Source organism: Bacillus cereus group sp. BceL220, from assembly GCF_051776965.1.
Lineage (GTDB): Bacteria > Bacillota > Bacilli > Bacillales > Bacillaceae_G > Bacillus_A > Bacillus_A cereus.
In genome coordinates, this window is sequence record NZ_JBPWBC010000001.1 from 116,643 (window position 1) to 137,789 (window position 21,147).

Here is a 21,147-nt window from a genome sequence, read left to right on the forward strand (position 1 = left end):
TTATTACTGATTCTTTACAGCAGTAAACGTTATATTAAATTATTAAAAGGAGTTATGATTTTTATGAGTGATATATCCAATGTACTCAAAGGGTTAGGAGGATTAGCCGCTACCCTTACTTTTCTTGTGGTTATATATCAATTTGTCCTTAAATATAGGACTACAAATGAATTTGATAAACTTTTTATAAGTAAAGCTGAACGAGAAAAACAAAATGATTTTAAATTTATAATGGAGGCCTTATTGATATTTTTTGCTTTTTATCTTTATCCATTGATTACCATTTCGCAATTTATTTCCTTATCTAAATCTACTGTTAATGCTATGACTGGTTGGGTAAGTATCCTTGTAATCCTTTCAACCATAATGTTTATGTTCACTGTTTATTATGCCAGTAGAAAAACAATTCCTACAGAAAAATACACTCTGGTTAAGAGAATAGGCCTAGTAAATATAATACTTAGCCTACTTTGGTACATACCTTCATTACTAATTGTAACAACATATAAATCTTGGTCGGCATTATTCATTATAATTCCACTGGTTTTATTATATAGTCTAATTCTAATGAAATCCCTTTATAAGACTAGAAACACACCTCAGAGTAAGTATATCGTAACTACTATAGATGCAGAGGAATTCAGCAAACTCGAGCTTATCCATGCATATATTATTGATGAAGATCGAACTGTTCTTTATGAAACTTGTGCAACTTCAGAAGAAACATTCTATGTATGCGATTTTTCGTCTGAAGTTTATTTAAAGTATAAAAAAATTGATATACCAACCGATCAAATTATTGAAAAAAATATAAGTCTAAATGTAAATTCAAATCAACAAAGTAATGAAAGTACCAACACCGAAACAAATGCACGCATAGATATCAATGTAAATATAAATTCAAAATAAATTTATTATAGCTCCTTTTCAGGAGCTTTCTTTTTACTTCTTCTATCTACCTACTTTTCGTATATTAGATATTAACAAGGAGGTCTAACTATGAAAACCGCAATCTACCTAAGAAAATCCCGCGCGGATCTCGAAGCCGAAGCACGCGGCGAAGGCGAAACATTAGCAAAACACCGCTCTACCCTGCTGAAAATTGCCAAGGAAATGAACTTAAATATTTTAACTGTTCGTGAGGAAATCGTTTCTGGTGAGAGTTTAGTGAAACGACCTGAGATGTTAGCATTGCTTGAAGAAATTGAAGATAACAAATATGATGTTGTTCTTTGTATGGATATGGACCGTTTAGGTCGTGGTGGTATGAAAGAACAAGGAATCATTTTAGAGACGTTTAAACGCTCGAATACGAAGATTATGACACCTAGGAAGACTTATGACCTTAATGATGAGTGGGATGAAGAATACAGCGAATTTGAAGCGTTTATGGCTCGTAAGGAGTTAAAGATTATTACACGACGTATGCAACGAGGTCGTGTCGCCAGTGTAGAGGCTGGGAATTATCTTGGTACACATGCACCATTCGGATATGATATCCATCGCTTAAATAAGCGAGAACGTACTTTAACGATTAATCCAGAAGAAGCTTCAGTTGTAAGAATGATATTTGATTGGTATGCAAATGAGGATATGGGCGCTAACGCAATCCGAAGCAAGTTAAATGATCTTGGCTACAAAAGTAAGCTAGGTAATGAATGGAATCCCTACAGCATCTTAGATATATTAAAGAACAATGTATACATTGGAAAAGTAACGTGGCAAAAGCGAAAAGAAGTAAAACGTCCTGATGCTGTGAAGCGTAGCTGTGCAAGACAAGATAAATCAGATTGGATTATTGCTGATGGCAAACATGAACCAATCATACCTGAAAGTCTATTTGAACAAGTACAAGAAAAATTAAACTCAAGATATCACATTCCTTACAATACGAACGGAATTAAAAATCCACTAGCTGGTATTATTAAATGCTCTAAATGTGGTTACAGTATGGTCCAACGTTATCCGAAGAACCGAAAAGAAACGATGGATTGTAAACACCGTGGCTGTGAAAACAAATCAAGTTATACTGAATTAATCGAGAAACGTTTACTCGAGGCATTAAAAGAATGGTACATCAATTATAAAGCTGATTTTGAAAAACATAAGCAAGATGACAAATTCAAAGAAACACAAGTCATTCAAATGAATGAAGCTGCATTACGCAAGCTTGAAAAAGAATTAGTGGATGTCCAAAAACAAAAAAATAATTTACATGATTTATTAGAACGTGGCGTTTACACAGTCGATATGTTTTTAGAACGATCGAATGTAGTTTCTGACCGTATAACTGAAATTACTTCCACTATGGAAAACTTAAAGAAAGAAATTAAAACCGAAATTAAGAAGGAAAAAGTGAAGAAAGATACAATACCTCAAGTGGAGCATGTTCTTGATCTGTACTTTAAAACAGATGATCCCAAAAAGAAAAACAGCCTCCTAAAGTCAGTTTTAGAAAAGGCTGTTTATAAAAAGGAAAAGTGGCAAAGACTTGATGATTTCGAACTTGTGCTTTACCCTAAGCTCCCTCAAGATGGCGACATATAAGCGTTTATGCTTTGTCGTCACCTTGTTGGTGTAATTAGATTTACCCCATTTAATCCTAAAGCATCATTCGTCGAAACTGCCAATACGACAGGCTTGCCATTTCTTAGCGTCGCTTTTGCTGCCATTAGTACTGGAGAATCTGTCATTGCATTTGCAAATTTACTCATAGAATTTCCTGTTAAAGGAGCGATTACCATGCAGTCTAATGGAATTTTAGGTCCAAGTGGCTCTGCTCCAACAATTGAATTAATTGCTTTAAAACCTGTTATTTCTTCAATCTTCTTAATCCACTCTGCTCCTTCTCCAAATCTAGTATTTGTTGATTGAACAGTGTATGAAACAACGGGACGTACTTCTGCCCCTTCAGCAATTAATTTTTCTAAGTGCGGCATAACTTCCTCATACGTACAATGTGAACCCGTAAATCCGAAACCAATTCGTTTCCCCTTCAAACTCATTTCTTTTCCTCCTTTGCAATTGCATCTGCTGCTAATAACTGAGAAAGAACATTTGCTAAAATTTGCCCAGCCGTTTTGGGAGCAACAATACCTGGTAATCCAGGTGCTAGCAACGCTTTGACTCCTCTTTTTTCCGCATATCTAAAGTCAGTACCACCTGGTTTAGAAGCTAAATCAATCACTAACGTATGAGCTGGCATTTTTGCAATAACATTCGCTGTTACAACGAGGTGCGGAATTGTATTGATTACAATATCGATATTCCCTACTTCTTTCTCTATGTCTTGCATATGAAAAGGAGAAAACATCATTTCTGTAATACGTGCAATATGTTCAGATCGTCTTGCTCCAACTTTGACATGGGCTCCTAATGATTGAAATGCTCTCGCAACACTCATTCCTGTTCTACCAAATCCTAGAACCATTACATTGGACCCATGAATTGTATAGTCGGTATGTTGAATTACCATCATTAATGTACCTTCTACAGTTGGAATAGAATTGTATATTGCCACATCATCACGATCAAATAATTTAACAAGTTTTCGGTTCGTAGTAGATACGAGATTTTCCAAGTAAGGTGTACCAATACCCGAATATATAGTAAAGTGTTCTGGTGTATTTTCAATTTGTTCTTTCGTTATTGAAACTTTTTCATTTGAAAAAATAGTATCTACTTCTCCTTTAGCATTTGTGCCTGCAACCGGCAAAATTATTGCGTCTACAGAAGTGAAATCTAAATTTTGTATACTTTCTTTTGCTGCCCCTGTGAAACCATGATCTAACTGATCAAACCCTATCAAAGAAAGTTTCGCATCCAATTCAACTAGCTTACGAATTACTTCTAGCTGCCTTGCATCTCCTCCTATGACAGCAATATGCATCTCAGTCAACATTCCCTAATTCACCTTCTTTTTCTGTCATTTATAAGAAAAGTGCCTACTTTTTCTTTTTCCTCCACATCATATGTAATGTACGAGTTTATGGTGATTGAAAATCCAAATGCACATATGATTTATCAGGTTTCTATGTAGATACAAAAAAGATGACCAAAATGGCCATCCTTCACTCCGAATTTGAACGATCTATACTATCACAAAGAAGCATATCATGTCCGACTTTCTTTATTTGATTCCATGCCACCCTTACTTCTTGTGGTTCCTTTTTAAAACCTCCCCACTTCCCTACAGGTATTATAAGTGTTTGTATTTGTCCGTCTTTCTCATTAATCTCTAAATCCATATAACCTAAGACTCCCATTTTTTCCGCTTTTTCTATATCTACAACCTCTTTACCACTTAATTCACTTAATCGCATACATACTCCACTCCCCTACTGAATTTTTCATTTGCGTTGTCTATAATTAGTACCTATTCTATATGTATAAAAAAAATAACCTTCTCTCATTTAAAAAGAGATAAGGTTATTATCAGATACATCATAAAAATCGATTATAGTTTTATTCCTTTTGGAAGTTTTCCGTCTGGACTAATAAGTGCCGCAGAGAATTCATCAGTAAACATGTTGCGAATTAATCCGTCCACATTTTCTTTTGTTACAGTGTTTACACTTTCAATAATCTCATCAAGTGAACGATGTTTACGAAGAAGCAATTCATTTTTACCGTTACGGCTCATACGGCTATTTGTACTTTCTAAACTTAACATTAAGTTTCCTTTTAATTGCTCTTTACTATTCATAAGCTCTTTTTCTGTAATACCTGTATTTTTCAATGTCTCTAATGTTTCTTGCATTGTTTCATACAGTGTATCTAATTGTTGGCTACCTGTTCCACCGTAAAGTGTTAACATACCTGTATCTTCATAAGAAGAGTGGTAAGAAAATACCGAGTAAGCTAATCCACGTTGCTCACGTACTTCTTGGAATAAACGGCTACTCATGCTACCTCCTAAAACATTATTTAATACAATTAAGTTATAAATATCTTCGTGTCCCATTTGTAAGCCTTTATATCCTAGACATAAATGAGCTTGTTCCGTTTCCTTTTTACGGGCTACCTTATTGAAATGGAAAATTGGGCTATGTACTTGTTCACGGTTTGTTGTTCCTTCATAACTACCGAAATATTGCTCCACTGTTTGTAAAAATGCTTCATCAATATTTCCTGCAACTGATACAACTACATTTTCAGGTGTGTAATGATCTTTTATATATTGACGTAACGTATCACCTGTAAACGTATTAAGCGTTTCTTCTGTTCCTAAAATAGGATATCCAAGTGGATGCGTTTCATATGTTGCTTTCGTTAACATATCATGCACAATATCATCTGGCGCATCTTCGTACATTTTAATTTCTTCACATACGACATTCTTCTCTTTTTTCAGTTCTTCCTCATCAAATGTTGAATTAAAGAACATATCTGCTAAAACATCTAGAGCATATTTAGCATGCTCATCTAATACTTTTGCATAGTAACAAGTATATTCTTTTGAAGTAAATGCATTCACTTGACCACCAATGCTATCAAATGATTCTGCAATCTCTCGTGCACTACGTGTTTCTGTCCCTTTAAAGAACATATGCTCTAAAAAGTGAGAAATCCCATTATTTTTTTCATTTTCATTTCTTGATCCCGCATGGATCCAAATACCAATTGCAACCGATCTTACAGTTGGTATATTCTCCATAACTATTCTTACACCATTTTTACAAGTATATTTTTTAATCAAAAACTTTCCTCCTACTGCCAGTTTCTCTAAATAAAACGCTATTATTTAATGATAACAAGTTTAAGGATGAATGTCATGCAAATGTATTTAATCCACACGTTTTTCATCCAGTAATTCAGTTATATTCCCCACTTTATATCCTTGTTCCTTCAATTTTGTAATCATTGTTTCTAAAGCCTCTGCTGTAGACGAAGTAGGATGCATTAATATGATAGCACCTGGATGTATTTTTCTCATTACTCTCTGCAATAGTACATCCGGCTCAGGTCGCTTCCAATCAATCGTATCTACAGTCCACATAATCGTTCCCATTTGAAAATCATCTGCAATCTTTACGACTTCATCTCGAAAGCTTCCACTCGGCGGGGCAAACCATCTTACTTTTTGATTCGTTGCTACTTCTATCATTCGATTTGTTTTTTGTAACTGATCTCGTATTTCATCTGACGATAACGTTTTCATATTAGGGTGTGTGTATGAGTGATTTCCAACTTCTTGTTTTGCATCGACAATCATTTTTGCAAATCGCAAATTTTCTTTCACCCAACGTCCTTCTAAAAAGAAAGTGGCCTTCACATCATGCTTTTTCAAGATTTCTAATATGCGAGGCAAATACTCATTTCCCCATGCCACATTTATTGTTAATCCTACCATCTTTTTATTTGGATGCCCTCTATAAATTGGAGCTGGTGATAAATCTTCCAAATGAACACTCGGTGAGACTTCTTTGAATTCAAGATATTTTTGATCAAATTCCTTTAGCTTCTTCATATTATTATACGATGCTTCAATATCCACTTGTCTTCCATTATATCCAGGTGTTGCCTTCCATATTTTATCAATCATCGCATTTTGAGGTGCAATCTCATACTGTTTTGCATGCTTTTGAATTTCTTCATGCAAGTTATCTTGTGCAAAAACAGAATAAGAGCCTAAACTGACATATAAAGAAAATATACATATGTATGCCAATATACGAACTTTCATATAAACCCTCCCAAATTAACTATATAAAAACATTTTCTTCTTATCTTTGTTAATTTGAGCGTTATAATGAAAACTATACCTATACCGACATAAAAATATATGAACATCATGTTTTTTACATAACAAAAAAAGCCAGTTTAACTGGCTTTTACTTATTGCTGCTCTTGTTTGTTTTCTTCTTTAGCAGCTTCTTTTTCTTGCTCTTCTTTTAGCAATACTTTTCTAGATAGATTTACGCGACCTTGCTTGTCAATCTCGATAACTTTAACTGTAATTACATCACCGATTTTCACAACGTCTTCTACTTTACCTACACGCTCAAGTGCAAGTTCAGAAATATGAACTAATCCATCTTTACCGCTGAATAATTCAACGAAAGCACCAAATTTCTCAACACGTTTCACTTTTCCTTCGTAGATCTCACCTACTTGTACTTCGCGAACGATATCTTCGATAATCTTCTTAGCTTTGTCGTTCATTTCTTGATTTATTGATGAAATGAATACTGTACCATCTTGCTCGATGTCAATTTTAACGCCAGTTTCTTCAATAATTTTATTGATTTGTTTACCGCTTGGTCCAATAACGTCACGGATTTTATCTGGGTTGATTGTCATTGTAATAATCTTTGGAGCGTAAGCTGATAATTCAGTACGTGGCTCTGCAATAACAGATAACATATGATTTAGAATGTGCACACGACCAATTTTCGCTTGTTGTAATGCCTCTTCTAAAATCTCACGTGATAAACCATCGATTTTAATGTCCATTTGCAGCGCAGTTACACCTTGTGCTGTACCTGCTACTTTAAAGTCCATATCACCTAAATGATCTTCCATACCTTGAATATCAGATAAAATTGTGTAATGCTCACCAGATTTAACCAGACCCATTGCAATACCTGCAACTGGAGCTTTAAGTGGAACACCCGCATCCATCATTGCTAAAGTACTACCACAAATACTTGCTTGTGAAGTAGAACCATTTGATTCTAATACTTCAGATACAAGGCGTACTGTGTATGGGAAATCTTTTTCAGATGGAATTACAGGCTCAAGTGCGCGCTCTCCTAGTGCACCGTGACCAATTTCACGACGACCTGGTCCACGCATCGGTCTTGTTTCACCAACACTAAATGATGGGAAATTGTAATGGTGCATAAAGCGTTTTGATTCTTCTACACCAAGACCATCTAAAATTTGCACATCGCCTAATGCACCTAATGTACAAATACTTAATGCTTGTGTTTGTCCACGTGTGAATAAACCAGAACCGTGTGTACGAGATAAAATACCAACCTCTGATGCTAAAGGACGGATTTCGTCACCTTTACGGCCATCTGGGCGAATTTTTTCAACTGTAATAAGACGACGTACTTCTTCTTTTACAATTTTATATAAAATCTCATTTACTTGTCCTAATGTATCAGCGTCAGCTTCCTCAGCTTCGTAATGCTCAATTACACGCTTTTTCACTTCGTTAATTGCATCTTCACGTGCATGTTTCTCATGTACTTGAATTGCAGAATGCATATCCTTCTCAGCCATTTCACGTACAGCTTGATTAAGATCAGCGTCAACTTCATAAAGTTTCACTTCTGATTTCTCTTTACCTACAGCATGTACAATCTCTTCTTGGAATGCAATTAAACGTTTAATTTCGTCATGACCAAACATAATTGCTTCTAACATTGTTTCTTCAGGCACTTGATCTGCTCCTGCTTCAACCATGTTAATCGCATCTTTCGTACCAGCTACAACTAAGTGGATATCACTTTGTTCTTGCTGTTCTACTGTTGGATTAATAACGAATTCGCCATTAATACGACCAACTGTCGCACCAGCGATTGGACCTTCAAATGGAATATCTGAAATCGATAACGCTAATGAAGAACCAAGCATAGCTGCCATTTCAGAAGAACAATCTTGATCAACACTCATTACAATGCTGACAACTTGTACTTCGTTACGGAAACCATCTGCGAATAGCGGACGAATTGGACGGTCGATTAAACGACTTGCCAAAATTGCTTTTTCACTTGGACGACCTTCACGCTTAATAAAACCGCCAGGAATTTTTCCGACTGCATATAAACGCTCTTCATAGTTTACTGTAAGTGGGAAAAAATCTACATTTTTAGCTTCTTTTGATGCAGTTGCTGTAGATAGAACCGCTGTATCGCCATATCTTACTAATACTGCTCCGTTCGCTTGTTTGGCAAGCTGACCAGTTTCAACTGTTAGCTGGCGACCAGCTAAATCTATCGAGAAGACTTGCTTTTCTTGACTCATTTAAGTACCCCTCTCAATTTAAAGTATTCAATTCTTCTATGTAAATGGATAGTATATCACAATATTCTACCTCTAGTATTGCCTAAAATTAAGTAAGCTATAAAGCGTAGAAGATATATTTTTACCTAACAAAAAAGCGGGAATATTCCCGCTTCTTTGACTATCGACGTAAGCCAAGCTTTGTGATTAATTCACGGTAACGTGTGATATCGCTATTACGAAGGTAAGTTAGTAAATTACGACGTTTACCAACCATCTTTAATAGACCACGACGTGAATGATGATCTTTCTTGTGAGTACGTAAGTGCTCGTTTAGAGTGTTAATTTGCTCCGTTAGGACAGCAATTTGAACCTCTGGAGAACCAGTATCAGTCTCATGAGTTCTAAATTGTGCAATGATTTCATTTTTACGCTCTTGTGTTAAAGCCATCCTATTTCACCTCCTATTAATTAAACCCCCAATTACCTAGCAAGCGTCGGTGAGTCGCAATGCCAAGCAATGGTTGTCATAAAGTACATAACATAGAATACTACTTTTCATTTGAAAAAGCAAGTATATTCTTTTCGCTCGCAAAATATTCTTGTGCTGTTTTCTTATCTTTTGCGATTTGTTCAACTAACTCATCAATGCCATTGAATTTCTTCTCTTCTCTTATACGCATATGCCACTCTACTGTAACATTTTGATCGTATATATCTTTGTTAAATTCAAATAAGTGCACTTCAATTGATAATTGACGCTCATCTTCTTTAAAAGTCGGTTTATATCCAATATTACATACACCATCGTACCATTCATCGTGAACTTTTAATCTCACTGCATAAACACCTACAGGTGGCAATAAATACTCATCACTTAAACCTACATTAGCTGTTGGAAAACCAATTTGACGCCCACGTTTGTCGCCGTGTATAACTGTTCCCGCTACAGTATAGGCTCTACCTAAAATAGATGGAATTTGTTCCATTTCGCCATTTCGAATTAACTTTCGTAATGCTGTAGAACTTACTTTCTCTTCTTGAAATTCAACTTTTTCAATCACAGTCTGTGTAAACTCCCCTCTTGCATGAAATGGTAAAGTCTCCATCTTTCCTTTTCCTAAACGTCCATATGAATAATCAAACCCTGCTACTACATGCTTTACATTTAAACCAATAATATAATCATCTACAAATTGTTGTGGTAATAACCCTGCAAATGATTCATCAAATTTAATCACATATAATATATCGATTCCTAAGCTTTCGACTATTTTTTCTTTATCACGCATTGGTGTAATATACTCCACATGCGCATCCTTTTTCCCTAAAACAACAGATGGATGAGGATGAAATGTCATAACTGCACTTTTATATCCTCGGTCGTCCGCTATTTTTTTCGCAGTTCGAATTACACATTGATGTCCTAAATGAATGCCATCAAAAAATCCTAATGCCATTACAGTAGGTGGTAATTCTAATTTATTTTGTTCATGTGGATGAGTTAAATGAATAAGTTTCACGCTTGAATTCACCTTTTTCTGTAATAATCCTTCCAATAATTCATTATAGCTTTAGTTCTTGATTATTCACAAGTACTTTCATTGGCTTTAACATGCCAGGATGTTTCGGATGATGTTCATAAATTGCTAAGCAACGATCATTTTTATCAAACACTGTAATAAATGGTGCTGTTATTTCTAATTCATTCTTTAAGAACATACCATTCTTGATTTTCTCTGCTTGCTTTTCATCTACAACCATTTTTGGAAACTTACTTAATGCTTCATCAATTGAAATGAAGATAGACTCTACTGTTCCATTTTGCACGTTTTCTTCAATTTCTTCAAATGATATGCAATCTTCTAATAAAAATTCACCAGATGCCGTTCTTACAAGGTGAGACATATGTGATGGGAAACCAAGTTTCTCCCCGATCATTACCGCTAACGTTCTTACATATGTTCCTTTACTACACGTTACACGGAAACGGAATGAAATATTTTCTCCTTCAAAAACTTCACGGTCATCAAGTAATACGAATTCATGAATCGTAATTGTACGAACTGGACGTTCCACCTCTTGTCCTGCTCTTGCATATTCATATAATTTTTTCCCGTTTACTTTTACAGCTGAGAACATTGGTGGCATTTGTTCAATCGTACCTGTTAATTCCGCTAGTACCTCTTCTACTTCTTTACGTGTAATAACACGGTTTACATCTTGTTTCTCCACAACTTCACCAGATGCATCTTCTGTTGTTGTTGAAAACCCTAATGTTACTTCACCTTCATATGTTTTCGTTTCACTTGTTAAAAATTGTGCAATCTTCGTTGCTCTCCCCACACAAAGTGGTAATACTCCCGTTACATCTGGGTCTAATGTTCCCGTATGACCAATTCTCTTTTCTCGCAATATCTTTCTTAATTTAAATACACAATCATGTGATGTCATGCCTTTTGGCTTATGTAATAATACTACACCTTCCATATATGTTCACCTCATCATAATTCTTTCGTAGTAAATATCCAAAACTTATTTTGCATTGAAAAAATGGATAGACAAATGTCTATCCATTATTCTTCACGTTTACCGTCTTTATTAATTTCATGTAAAAGTGTATCAATTCGATGACCATATCCGATAGACTCATCAAACTCAAAGGTAATTTCCGGTGTTTTACGAAGACGAATACGTTGGCCAATTTCTGAACGAATAAAGCCTTTTGCCTTCGCTAAACCTTTTAACGTATTTTCTTTCTGTTCTTCGTCACCTAAAACAGAAATATATACTTTGGCAATTTGCAAATCACCACTCACTTGTACATCTGTTACTGTAACAAATCCGATACGTGGGTCTTTAATTTTACGACTAATGATGTCGCCTAATTCTTTTTTCATTTGCTCGCCTACACGGTTTGCACGTAATTTCATAACTCTTCACCTCATTCAATACCATTCCAATTGTGTTATCGTACGTTCAATTTCAGGAAATGAATCGATGTACTCCAGTACACGATTCATTTCTTTTTCACAGATAACACGATTTGAGGATACGGAAACAACCGCAATTTCTGTACGTTGCCATACATCTTGATGCCCAACTTCAGAAACAGCTACATTATAGCGCTGTTTCACACGAGTTAGCACTCGTTGCAAAATTGCCCGTTTCTCTTTTAAAGAATGCACATCGTAAATCATACACTCGAATGAGAGTGAAGCGACAATCATCGCTTCACTTCTTCCATAACGTATGCTTCAATGATGTCCCCTTCTTTAAGGTCATTATATCTCTCAATTGTAATACCACACTCATAGTTCTGTGCAACTTCTTTTACGTCGTCTTTGAAACGTTTTAACGTATCAAGTTGTCCTTCGAAAATTACGATACCATCGCGGATAATACGAACGCCACTATCGCGTGTAATTTTACCGTCAATTACGTAACAACCTGCGATTGTTCCAACTTTTGTTACCTTGAATGTTTGACGAACTTCCGCTTGACCGATTACTTTTTCTTCGAATTCTGGATCCAGCATACCTTGCATTGCTAATTCAATTTCTTCGATTACTTTGTAGATAATGCGGTGTAAGCGAACATCAACGTTCTCTAATTCAGCTGTACGCTTCGCGTTCACATCCGGACGTACGTTAAATCCAATTACAATTGCATTAGATGCAGAAGCTAAAATGATATCAGATTCTGTAATCGCACCTACACCAGTGTGAATGATTTTAACTTTTACGCCTTCAACATCAATTTTACGAAGTGACGCTGCCATCGCTTCAACAGAACCTTGTACGTCTGCTTTTACGATTAAGTTGATTTCTTTTACATCGCTCTCTTGGATTTGTTGGAATAAATCTTCAAGGCTTAATTTAGATTTCTCACCACGTTGTGCAACTAACGCTTCTTGTGCACGTGATTCACCGATTTGACGAGCTTTCTTCTCATCAGCGAATGCCATGAAACGATCTCCAGCTTGTGGTACTTCATTTAAACCTGTAATTTCAACAGGAGTTGATGGACCAGCAACTTTTACACGACGACCAATATCACTTACCATTGCACGAACACGCCCGAATGAAGTTCCAACAACGATTGGATCTCCAACTCGAAGTGTACCGTTTTGAACTAATAATGTCGCGATAGTTCCTTTACCTTTATCAAGCTGTGCTTCAATTACAGTACCCGTTGCATAACGATTTGGGTTTGCTTTATATTCTTCTACTTCACTTACAAGAAGAATCATCTCTAGCAAGTTGTCAATTCCCTCGCCTTGGATTGCAGAAATTGGTACGAAAATTGTATCTCCGCCCCAAGCTTCTGGAACTAATTCATATTCTGTTAATTCTTGCATTACACGATCAGGATTCGCCGCTGGTTTATCCATTTTATTCACAGCAACAATAATTGGTACTCCAGCTGCTTTTGCATGGCTAATCGCTTCAACTGTTTGAGGCATAACACCGTCATCAGCTGCAACAACAAGGATTGTAATATCAGTTACTTGCGCACCACGAGCACGCATCGTTGTAAATGCCGCGTGACCAGGCGTATCTAAGAATGTAATTTTCTTATCATTTACTTCAACTTGGTATGCACCAATATGCTGAGTAATTCCACCCGCTTCGCCAGCAGTTACTTTTGAATTACGAATTGAGTCAAGTAATGTTGTTTTACCATGGTCAACGTGTCCCATAATCGTAACAACAGCTGGACGCTCTTTTAAGTTTTCTTCATCATCTTGCTCATCAATGAATGTTTCAAACTCAGTTTCACTTACAACTACTTCTTCTTCTACTTCAATACCGTAATCAGTAGCAATTAACTCAATTGTATCTTTATCCAAGTCTTGGTTAATTGTTGCCATAATTCCAAGCATGAAGAGCTTTTTAATAATTTCAGATGGCTCTTTACTTAACTTTTTAGCAAGTTCACCTACTGTAAGGCTTCCAGAGAAAGTGATTTTATCTGGTGTTTCTACTATTTGCGTTTGTTGTCTTCCAGCAAAGTTATCTTGACGTTTGTCTTCATTTCCTTTGCCTTTTTTCTTTTTCTTATTGCTGTTCTTTTTACTGCGAACAACTTTCTCTTCTACTTCAAACTCATCTGCAACAGAAGGTTTTTCCGCTCCAGTGTTATATTCATTATCTAATTTATTTACTACTTCATCTTCTAACATTGTCATATGATTCGAAACCTCGATATTCATCTCTTTAAGTTTTGTCATAAGATCTTTACTTGAGATATTATTTTTTTTTGCATATTCATGTACTCGAATTTTACTCATACCTTCACCCCCGGTAATTTGTATCGAGCATGCTACGTAGCTTTTTCGCAAAGCCTTCATCTAACACAGCTACAACGACTCGCTCGTCTCTCCCAATCGCATGCCCTAATTGTTGTCGATTTTCGACTTTTTTCATTGGTACGTTGTAGTACGTCGTTTTATCAGTGATACGTTTAGTAGTGTTCGCTGACGCATCTTCAGAAAGCAATACGAGCTTTGCTTTACCACTTCGTACTTCTTTTAAAACGAGTTCTTCACCCGAAATGATTTTTCGAGCGCGATTTGCTAGTCCTAAAAACGATTTCCAATCGGACACTTATTTCGACTCCTTCTCAACAAGCTCAAGAAGCTCTTCATACAGAGAACTGTCGATTTTCGCTTTTAGATGATGTTCCAAAATGTTTTTCTTTTGAGCTTGCATAATGCATTCTTTATCTTTTGACAAATATGCACCTCGTCCTGATTTTTTTCCAGATAAATCAATAGACACTTCGCCCTCTTTGGAACGAACAATGCGAACGAGCTCTCGTTTTGATTTCATCTCTTGCGTCGCGATACATTTTCGTAACGGAACTTTTCGATTGCTCATACTCATCACCTCTATTCGATTTCGTCTTCAACTGAATCGAATCCGAATGCGATTACGCTATCTTCTTCTGTTACAATTCCAAGTTGTTTCGCATCAGACTCACTTTTAATATCAATTTTCCAGCCTGTTAATTTAGCTGCAAGACGCGCATTTTGTCCACGCTTACCGATAGCTAATGATAGCTGGTGGTCTGGAACAACAACAGTTGTTGCTTTTTCATCTTCATCTACAAGTACTTTAACAACTTGTGATGGGCTTAAAGCATTTGCAACATATTCAACTGGATCATTTGACCAGCGAACGATGTCAATCTTTTCACCTTTTAGTTCATCTACAACACGTTGTACACGTTGTCCTTTCGGTCCTACGCAAGAACCAACTGGATCAACATCAATGTTTTCTGCATGCACAGAGATTTTAGAACGATCTCCTGCTTCGCGCGCTACAGAGCGAATTTCTACAGTTCCATCATAAATTTCTGGAACTTCCATTTCGAATAAACGTTTTAAAAGACCAGGATGTGTACGTGATACGTAAATTTGTGGTCCTTTTGTTGTCTTTTCTACTTTTGTAATAAATACGCGAATACGATCATGTGGCTTATATTGCTCATTTGGCATTTGCTCACTTACAGGTAATAAAGCTTCTACTTTACCTAAGCTTACGTAGATGAAACGAGCATCTTGGCGTTGTACAATACCAACCATAATGTCTTCTTCACGATCACTAAATTCTGAGTAAATAACACCACGTTCTGCTTCACGAACTCGTTGTGTTACAACTTGTTTTGCAGTTTGCGCTGCAATACGACCAAAATCTTTTGGCGTTACTTCAATTTCTAGTACGTCGCCATCTTGGTAGTTTGGATTAATTTGTCTTGCCTCTTCTACAGAGATTTCAAGACGTGGATCAAACACATTATCAACAACGTCCTTACGTGCTAAAACTTGAATTGTTCCCACTTCTGGGTTAAAGCTCACACGAACGTTTTGTGCTTGGTTAAAATTGCGTTTATAAGCAGAGATTAACGCTGCTTCAATCGCATCAATAATAATATCTTTACTAATACCTTTTTCTGACTCTAATACGAGCAAAGCATCTAACAACTCAGTGCTCATGAAGATCCCCCTTCTTACTAAAACGTAACAGCAAGTCGCGCATTTGCAACTTTATCCATTGGAATTTGGATTTCTTTTTTACGTGTTTTAATTGTTAATAGTAGTGTAATTGTAGTACCGTCGTAGGAAAGTAACTTTCCTTCAAACATCTTTTCGCCATCAATCGGCTCATATGTTTTTATTGCCACTTGTTTTCCTACCGCTTGCTGGAAGTCTTTCTCTTTCTTTAATGGGCGTTCTGCTCCAGGAGATGATACATCCAAAAAGTAAAGGTGAGGAATTGGATCCTCTTTATCTAAAGCTTCGCTTAAACGTTCACTTACCGCACCGCATTCTTCAATGTCGACTCCCTTTTCAGAATCGATGAATACGCGTAAGAACCAGTCTTGTCCTTCTTTCACATACTCTACATCTACAAGTTCAAGATTTAACTCTTCAACGATTGGCTGCGCAAATGCTTCTACAACTTCTGTGACTTTCTTATCCATAAACAGCCTCCTTCCTGCCGCCATGTACCATTTACAAGAAAAGATCCCGTTCATAAAGACGGTCTATCTTATTCTTTCTCGTTAGCTAACAAAAGCCCCTGCCGTTAAGCAGGGAATATCTGTCTTAGTATTACCAAATTTAAGAAGTAAAACTTGTAACAAAATATGTATATACGACAGAAATGTCTTTACTATCTACATGAATAAAATGTAGATAGTAACACGAAAGAGTGGGTTTCCCCACTCTCTTTTTCACAAAATATACATGACATGGTTATCTCGGTTTATAGTATACCATAGCAAATATTGATTTGCAAAGACTTTTCCTACCTATTAGAACAGTGATAATTGGTTTTGATCCGGCAAATCTCCTAAACAACCTTGGCTATCTAAATACTCAATAATTGTTTTCGAAACCTTACTTCGTTGCTGTAAGTCTTCTTTTGATAAGAAGTCTCCATTTTTGCGCGCTTCCACAATACTTAAGGCTGCGTTCGTACCAAGACCAGGCACTGCATTAAACGGAGGGATTAATGAGTCCCCATCAATAATAAATTCCGTTGCATGCGAACGGTATAAATCAACCTTTTGGAATGAGTATCCACGCTCACACATTTCAAGTGTCATTTCTAGTACCGTTAATAAACTCTTCTCTTTCGGCGCAGCATCGAGTCCCTTTTGAGCAATTTCATCAATTCTTGCACGTATAGATGCTGAACCTTTCGCCATCGCCTCTACATCAAAATCATCTGCACGGACTGTAAAATATGCCGCATAGAATAAAAGTGCAAAATGTACTTTAAAGTATGCGATACGCACAGCCATAAGTACGTAAGCAGCCGCATGGGCTTTAGGGAACATATATTTAATCTTCTTACATGAATCAATATACCAACCTGGTACATTATTACCTTTCATGTCATCTTCCCATTCTTCCGGTACACCTTTACCTTTACGAACCGACTCCATGATTTTGAAGGCTAATGATGGATCTAAACCTTGATAGATTAAATATACCATGATGTCATCACGACAACCGATAACTTCACTCAGCGTACATGTACCGTTATAAATTAACTCATTTGCATTACCCAGCCATACGTCAGTACCATGTGACAGCCCAGAAATTTGGACCAATTCTGAGAATGTCGTTGGTTTTGTCTCTTCTAACATCTGTCTTACGAATTTCGTACCGAATTCTGGGATACCAAGTGTACCTGTTTTACAGTTAATTTGTTCTTCCGTTACCCCTAACGTTTCTGGACCAGAGAAAATTTTCATTACCTCTGGATCATCCGTTGGGATTGTTTTCGGATCAATACCACTTAAATCTTGTAACATACGAATAACGGTCGGATCATCGTGTCCTAGTATATCAAGTTTCAATAAATTATCATGAATCGAGTGGAAGTCAAAATGCGTTGTTCTCCACTCAGCACCAATTGAATCAGCAGGAAACTGTATTGGGGAGAAATCAAAGATATCCATGTAATCTGGCACAACGATAATACCACCTGGATGCTGTCCAGTTGTACGTTTTACCCCTGTACATCCCGCTACTAAGCGGTCAATCTCTGCATTCCGAATTGTTAAATTGTGATCATTTGCATAACCTTTTACATATCCATAAGCTGTTTTTTCCGCAACTGTACCAATCGTTCCAGCACGGTATACATAATCTTCACCGAACAGTACTTTCGTATAGTTATGGGCACGTGGTTGGTATTCCCCGGAGAAGTTCAAATCGATATCAGGTACCTTATCTCCTTTGAATCCAAGGAACGTTTCGAATGGGATATCATGTCCATCTTTTACATATGCCACATTACATGTCGGACAATCTTTATCTGGTAAGTCGAAACCAGAGCCTACCGAACCATCATTAAAGAATTCAGATTGCTTGCATTTTGGACAGACATAGTGTGGTGGTAATGGGTTTACTTCTGTAATTTCCATCATCGTTGCAACGAACGATGAACCTACTGAACCACGCGAACCTACTAGATATCCGTCGACTAACGATTTTTTCACAAGCTTATGTGAGATTAAATAAATAACGGCAAATCCATGTCCAATAATACTTTTCAATTCTTTTTCTAAGCGAGCCTCTACAATTTCTGGTAGTTCTTCACCGTATATACTGCGTGCCATTTTATAACTCATATCACGTGTTTCATCATCGGCACCCTCAATTTTCGGTGTATATAGATCATCTTTTACCGGACGAACATCACCAATTAATGACGCAACTTTTTGTGTATTCGTTACAACAACTTCTTTCGCTTTGTCCTCACCTAAAAATGAAAAACACTCTAGCATTTCATCAGTTGTACGGAAATGTACTGGCGGTAATGAATGTCGATTTAACGGATTTGCCCCGCCCTGTGAACTAACTAAAATTTTACGATACATTGCATCTTCTGGATCTAAGTAATGCACGTTCCCTGTAGCGACAACTGGTTTATCTAACGTCTCACCTAGTTTTACTAAGTTAGAGATAATTGTTTTTAATTGTCCTTCATCTCGAACGAGTTCACGCTCTACTAAATGACGCAACACCTCTGGAGGCATTACTTCAATGTAATCATAGAACTGTGCAATTTCTTCTACCTCTTCAGGAGCTTTTTGCATCATTGCCTCAAATACTTCACCTTTATCACAAGCCGTTCCTACTAAAATTCCTTCACGGTATTTTTTTAATAGTGACCTCGGTACTCGTGGTACACGGTAAAAGTAATTAAGGTGAGAATATGAAACAAGTTTATATAAATTTTTCAACCCAACATCTGATGTGGCAAGTAACGTCATATGACTTGGACGGCCACGCTTATACGCATCCCCTTGTCCCATGCTATCATTTAATTGATCGTGATATTCAAATCCCTTTTCAATTACATCTTTCAACATTTTCACAAGTAAATATCCCGTCGCTTCTGTATCATAAATCGCACGGTGATGTTGCGTTAATTCAATATCAAGTTTTTTACACATCGTATTTAATCGATGATTTTTCATTTCTGGGAATAAGAATCGTGCAAGTTCTAACGTATCAATAACGGGGTTATTCGTTTTTTCTAACCCAGCCTTTTTAAAACCTACGTTAATAAAGCCCATATCAAAGCTTGCATTATGGGCAACAAGTGTATGGTCACCCATCCATTCCTCAAACTTTTTAAACACTTCGTCCACTTCTGGTGCATCAGTTAACATATCATCTGTAATACCTGTTAATTCAATAATCGTCGCTGATAATGGTTGATGTGGATTTGCGAAAGATTCAAAGCGATCAATGATTTCGCCACCCTTTACTTTTACGGCAGCCAACTCAATGACTGTGTCGTATACAGCTGATAAACCTGTCGTCTCAACATCGAAAACAACATACGTTTCCTCCGCAAGTAAACGATGCGCCTCGTTATACGCTATCGGTACACCATCATTAACTAAATTCGCTTCTACACCGTATATAACTTTAACTCCAGCTTTTTTCCCCGCAGAATATGCCTCCGGGAACGACTGAGCCACAGCATGGTCTGTAACCGCAATAGCTTCATGTCCCCATTTACCAGCTTGGGCAACAAGCCTAGAAACAGGAGTAACAGCATCCATTTGGCTCATCGGAGTGTGAAGATGAAGTTCTACACGCTTTTCGCCTTCTGGCGCTTTATCTTTACGAGACGGCCCTGTTATTTCATTAATATCATTTGCAATCATTACTAAATCTCGAACGAATGTATCGTTTTGAACAGAACCACGCGCTTTCACCCACATTCCTTTTTTCAAGGATTGCAGCATTGGAATATCTTCTTTGTCACGCGAGAACATTTTGATCATAATAGAATCCGTATAATCCGTTATTTTTAAAGTTAATAACGTACGCCCACTACGAAGCTCTTTTGTTTCTACATGGAAGACATATCCTTGAACCGTTTTTCTTCTTTCTTCATCTTGAATTTCTCGCATCGGTGTAATCTCTTCATCCGGCTTAATAAGATACCCGAGTGTAATCGGTCCTTCATGCACAACGCTACTTTCTTCAGCTTGCTTCTTCGCCATTTCTTCCATAGCTTGTATAACACGCTCGCGGTCTTCTTGCTGAGTTTGCTCACGAAACTTTTGCATTTCTTCTGCATTTTGCTGTATATGTGTGTCTAACTGAAAACGCGGGAATCCAAAAACTTCGTATTGATCCCCCACTGGTTTCGCAACGTTTTTCTTTAAAGCAGTAGACTCCAACTCGTTATTTACATTTATCAACAACTTCACTCCATTCACCTGCGGAAGTTGCTTCTTTAAGTACGCGAACATGGGTGAAAATGTAATTCGTTCCGTACAAAGTGGCCAATACGCCCTTACTTCTTCTTCTGTAAATTGTTTATTCTCTGTTTCTAATGCAAATGTTGTTCTTGCAATATGAGAAAATGATTGCTTAAGCTTTGTTTCTAGCAATTCATATAATTCTGTAGGCAAAATACGTGGCACTTGTAAATCAAAATGCCAACTTTTATTCGCTTTATCAATAACGAGCCTTTCAATACCACCGCCTTGTAAATATTGATTTATAAGGTCGTCTGGTATTTGCAACTGCTGGAGCAAAATTTGAAATCGCTCTTGTTGTTCATTTGTTAAAGACATAAGCACTCTCCTTCCATTTGCTATTATAAATTGAAACGTACTACAAAGAAAGATTTCTTCCTTCTTCTT

At 36.8% G+C, this 21,147-nt stretch carries 18 protein-coding genes and 1 pseudogene; 2 read left to right on the plus strand and 17 right to left on the minus strand.

Annotation, left to right across the window (positions count from 1 at the left end; genetic code table 11):
* Positions 1 to 63: 63 nt before the first annotated feature.
* Together ACS2FK_RS00580 and ACS2FK_RS00585 are read left to right on the plus strand one after the other, a co-directional pair.
* Positions 64 to 909 (plus strand): hypothetical protein, encoded by an 846-nt coding sequence (locus ACS2FK_RS00580; protein WP_063548467.1) that lies wholly within the window; start codon positions 64 to 66, stop codon positions 907 to 909.
* A gap of 90 nt (positions 910 to 999) precedes the next feature.
* Positions 1,000 to 2,547: a recombinase family protein gene (locus tag ACS2FK_RS00585; protein ID WP_063548469.1), complete on the plus strand. Its 1,548-nt coding sequence runs from the start codon at positions 1,000 to 1,002 to the stop codon at positions 2,545 to 2,547.
* A 32-nt stretch (positions 2,548 to 2,579) separates the two neighbouring features.
* Here the strand turns inward: ACS2FK_RS00585 and dpaB are convergent.
* The 17 genes and pseudogenes from dpaB to ACS2FK_RS00670 all read right to left on the minus strand — a co-directional run.
* Positions 2,580 to 3,005, minus strand: a pseudogene (gene dpaB / locus ACS2FK_RS00590) (dipicolinate synthase subunit B); the annotation flags it as partial.
* Positions 3,002 to 3,901 (minus strand): dipicolinic acid synthetase subunit A, encoded by a 900-nt coding sequence (dpaA, locus tag ACS2FK_RS00595; RefSeq protein ID WP_063548471.1) that lies wholly within the window; start codon positions 3,899 to 3,901, stop codon positions 3,002 to 3,004. The pseudogene dpaB and the gene dpaA, both read right to left, overlap by 4 nt.
* 169 nt (positions 3,902 to 4,070) lie before the next feature.
* Entirely contained in the window at positions 4,071 to 4,322 is a 252-nt protein-coding gene (locus ACS2FK_RS00600; protein WP_001239757.1) for a YlmC/YmxH family sporulation protein, read from the minus strand.
* A gap of 134 nt (positions 4,323 to 4,456) precedes the next feature.
* Positions 4,457 to 5,698, minus strand: coding sequence for a M16 family metallopeptidase (locus ACS2FK_RS00605; RefSeq protein WP_000593001.1), 1,242 nt, complete (start codon positions 5,696 to 5,698; stop codon positions 4,457 to 4,459).
* A gap of 87 nt (positions 5,699 to 5,785) precedes the next feature.
* A complete protein-coding gene (locus ACS2FK_RS00610; protein ID WP_000868222.1) occupies positions 5,786 to 6,685 on the minus strand; it encodes a polysaccharide deacetylase family protein in 900 nt (299 codons plus the stop codon).
* 152 nt (positions 6,686 to 6,837) lie between these two features.
* Positions 6,838 to 8,976 (minus strand): polyribonucleotide nucleotidyltransferase, encoded by a 2,139-nt coding sequence (gene pnp, locus ACS2FK_RS00615; RefSeq protein ID WP_063548473.1) that lies wholly within the window; start codon positions 8,974 to 8,976, stop codon positions 6,838 to 6,840.
* Positions 8,977 to 9,136: 160 nt separating this feature from the next.
* Positions 9,137 to 9,406 carry a 30S ribosomal protein S15 gene (rpsO, locus tag ACS2FK_RS00620; protein WP_001229392.1) on the minus strand — a complete coding sequence of 90 codons (270 nt, stop codon included), beginning with the start codon at positions 9,404 to 9,406 and terminating at the stop codon, positions 9,137 to 9,139.
* A 100-nt stretch (positions 9,407 to 9,506) separates the two neighbouring features.
* Positions 9,507 to 10,478: a bifunctional riboflavin kinase/FAD synthetase gene (gene ribF, locus ACS2FK_RS00625; RefSeq protein ID WP_000766703.1), complete on the minus strand. Its 972-nt coding sequence runs from the start codon at positions 10,476 to 10,478 to the stop codon at positions 9,507 to 9,509.
* 43 nt (positions 10,479 to 10,521) lie between these two features.
* A complete protein-coding gene (gene truB, locus ACS2FK_RS00630; protein ID WP_000399362.1) occupies positions 10,522 to 11,445 on the minus strand; it encodes a tRNA pseudouridine(55) synthase TruB in 924 nt (307 codons plus the stop codon).
* Positions 11,446 to 11,531: 86 nt separating this feature from the next.
* Positions 11,532 to 11,888: a 30S ribosome-binding factor RbfA gene (rbfA, locus tag ACS2FK_RS00635; protein ID WP_000776437.1), complete on the minus strand. Its 357-nt coding sequence runs from the start codon at positions 11,886 to 11,888 to the stop codon at positions 11,532 to 11,534.
* 15 nt (positions 11,889 to 11,903) lie between these two features.
* The gene (locus ACS2FK_RS00640; RefSeq protein ID WP_000634350.1) at positions 11,904 to 12,185 is read right to left on the minus strand and encodes a DUF503 domain-containing protein; all 282 of its coding nucleotides are present in this window, start codon (positions 12,183 to 12,185) and stop codon (positions 11,904 to 11,906) included.
* Positions 12,182 to 14,248: a translation initiation factor IF-2 gene (gene infB / locus ACS2FK_RS00645; protein ID WP_000036347.1), complete on the minus strand. Its 2,067-nt coding sequence runs from the start codon at positions 14,246 to 14,248 to the stop codon at positions 12,182 to 12,184. The genes ACS2FK_RS00640 and infB overlap by 4 nt, the downstream gene beginning before the upstream one ends.
* A 4-nt stretch (positions 14,249 to 14,252) precedes the next feature.
* The gene (locus ACS2FK_RS00650; RefSeq protein ID WP_001286522.1) at positions 14,253 to 14,564 is read right to left on the minus strand and encodes a YlxQ family RNA-binding protein; all 312 of its coding nucleotides are present in this window, start codon (positions 14,562 to 14,564) and stop codon (positions 14,253 to 14,255) included.
* The gene (gene rnpM, locus ACS2FK_RS00655) at positions 14,565 to 14,837 is read right to left on the minus strand and encodes an RNase P modulator RnpM (RefSeq protein WP_000071125.1); all 273 of its coding nucleotides are present in this window, start codon (positions 14,835 to 14,837) and stop codon (positions 14,565 to 14,567) included.
* An 11-nt stretch (positions 14,838 to 14,848) separates the two neighbouring features.
* Entirely contained in the window at positions 14,849 to 15,955 is a 1,107-nt protein-coding gene (gene nusA, locus ACS2FK_RS00660; protein ID WP_000102598.1) for a transcription termination factor NusA, read from the minus strand.
* A 17-nt stretch (positions 15,956 to 15,972) separates the two neighbouring features.
* A complete protein-coding gene (gene rimP, locus ACS2FK_RS00665) occupies positions 15,973 to 16,443 on the minus strand; it encodes a ribosome maturation factor RimP (protein WP_000359095.1) in 471 nt (156 codons plus the stop codon).
* A gap of 333 nt (positions 16,444 to 16,776) precedes the next feature.
* The gene (locus ACS2FK_RS00670) at positions 16,777 to 21,078 is read right to left on the minus strand and encodes a PolC-type DNA polymerase III (RefSeq protein WP_000060002.1); all 4,302 of its coding nucleotides are present in this window, start codon (positions 21,076 to 21,078) and stop codon (positions 16,777 to 16,779) included.
* Positions 21,079 to 21,147 lie beyond the last annotated feature (69 nt).

What these genes read in the sequence shown, in the direction of transcription:
- ACS2FK_RS00580 (WP_063548467.1), top strand. Translation starts at nt 64, where the DNA reads ATGAGTGATATATCCAATGTACTCAAAGGGTTAGGAGGATTAGCCGCT.
- ACS2FK_RS00585 (WP_063548469.1), top strand. Translation starts at nt 1,000, where the DNA reads ATGAAAACCGCAATCTACCTAAGAAAATCCCGCGCGGATCTCGAAGCC.
- dpaA (WP_063548471.1), bottom strand. Translation starts at nt 3,901, where the DNA reads ATGTTGACTGAGATGCATATTGCTGTCATAGGAGGAGATGCAAGGCAG.
- ACS2FK_RS00600 (WP_001239757.1), bottom strand. Translation starts at nt 4,322, where the DNA reads ATGCGATTAAGTGAATTAAGTGGTAAAGAGGTTGTAGATATAGAAAAA.
- ACS2FK_RS00610 (WP_000868222.1), bottom strand. Translation starts at nt 6,685, where the DNA reads ATGAAAGTTCGTATATTGGCATACATATGTATATTTTCTTTATATGTC.
- pnp (WP_063548473.1), bottom strand. Translation starts at nt 8,976, where the DNA reads ATGAGTCAAGAAAAGCAAGTCTTCTCGATAGATTTAGCTGGTCGCCAG.
- rpsO (WP_001229392.1), bottom strand. Translation starts at nt 9,406, where the DNA reads ATGGCTTTAACACAAGAGCGTAAAAATGAAATCATTGCACAATTTAGA.
- truB (WP_000399362.1), bottom strand. Translation starts at nt 11,445, where the DNA reads ATGGAAGGTGTAGTATTATTACATAAGCCAAAAGGCATGACATCACAT.
- rbfA (WP_000776437.1), bottom strand. Translation starts at nt 11,888, where the DNA reads ATGAAATTACGTGCAAACCGTGTAGGCGAGCAAATGAAAAAAGAATTA.
- ACS2FK_RS00640 (WP_000634350.1), bottom strand. Translation starts at nt 12,185, where the DNA reads ATGATTGTCGCTTCACTCTCATTCGAGTGTATGATTTACGATGTGCAT.
- infB (WP_000036347.1), bottom strand. Translation starts at nt 14,248, where the DNA reads ATGAGTAAAATTCGAGTACATGAATATGCAAAAAAAAATAATATCTCA.
- rnpM (WP_000071125.1), bottom strand. Translation starts at nt 14,837, where the DNA reads ATGAGCAATCGAAAAGTTCCGTTACGAAAATGTATCGCGACGCAAGAG.
- nusA (WP_000102598.1), bottom strand. Translation starts at nt 15,955, where the DNA reads ATGAGCACTGAGTTGTTAGATGCTTTGCTCGTATTAGAGTCAGAAAAA.
- rimP (WP_000359095.1), bottom strand. Translation starts at nt 16,443, where the DNA reads ATGGATAAGAAAGTCACAGAAGTTGTAGAAGCATTTGCGCAGCCAATC.
- ACS2FK_RS00670 (WP_000060002.1), bottom strand. Translation starts at nt 21,078, where the DNA reads ATGTCTTTAACAAATGAACAACAAGAGCGATTTCAAATTTTGCTCCAG.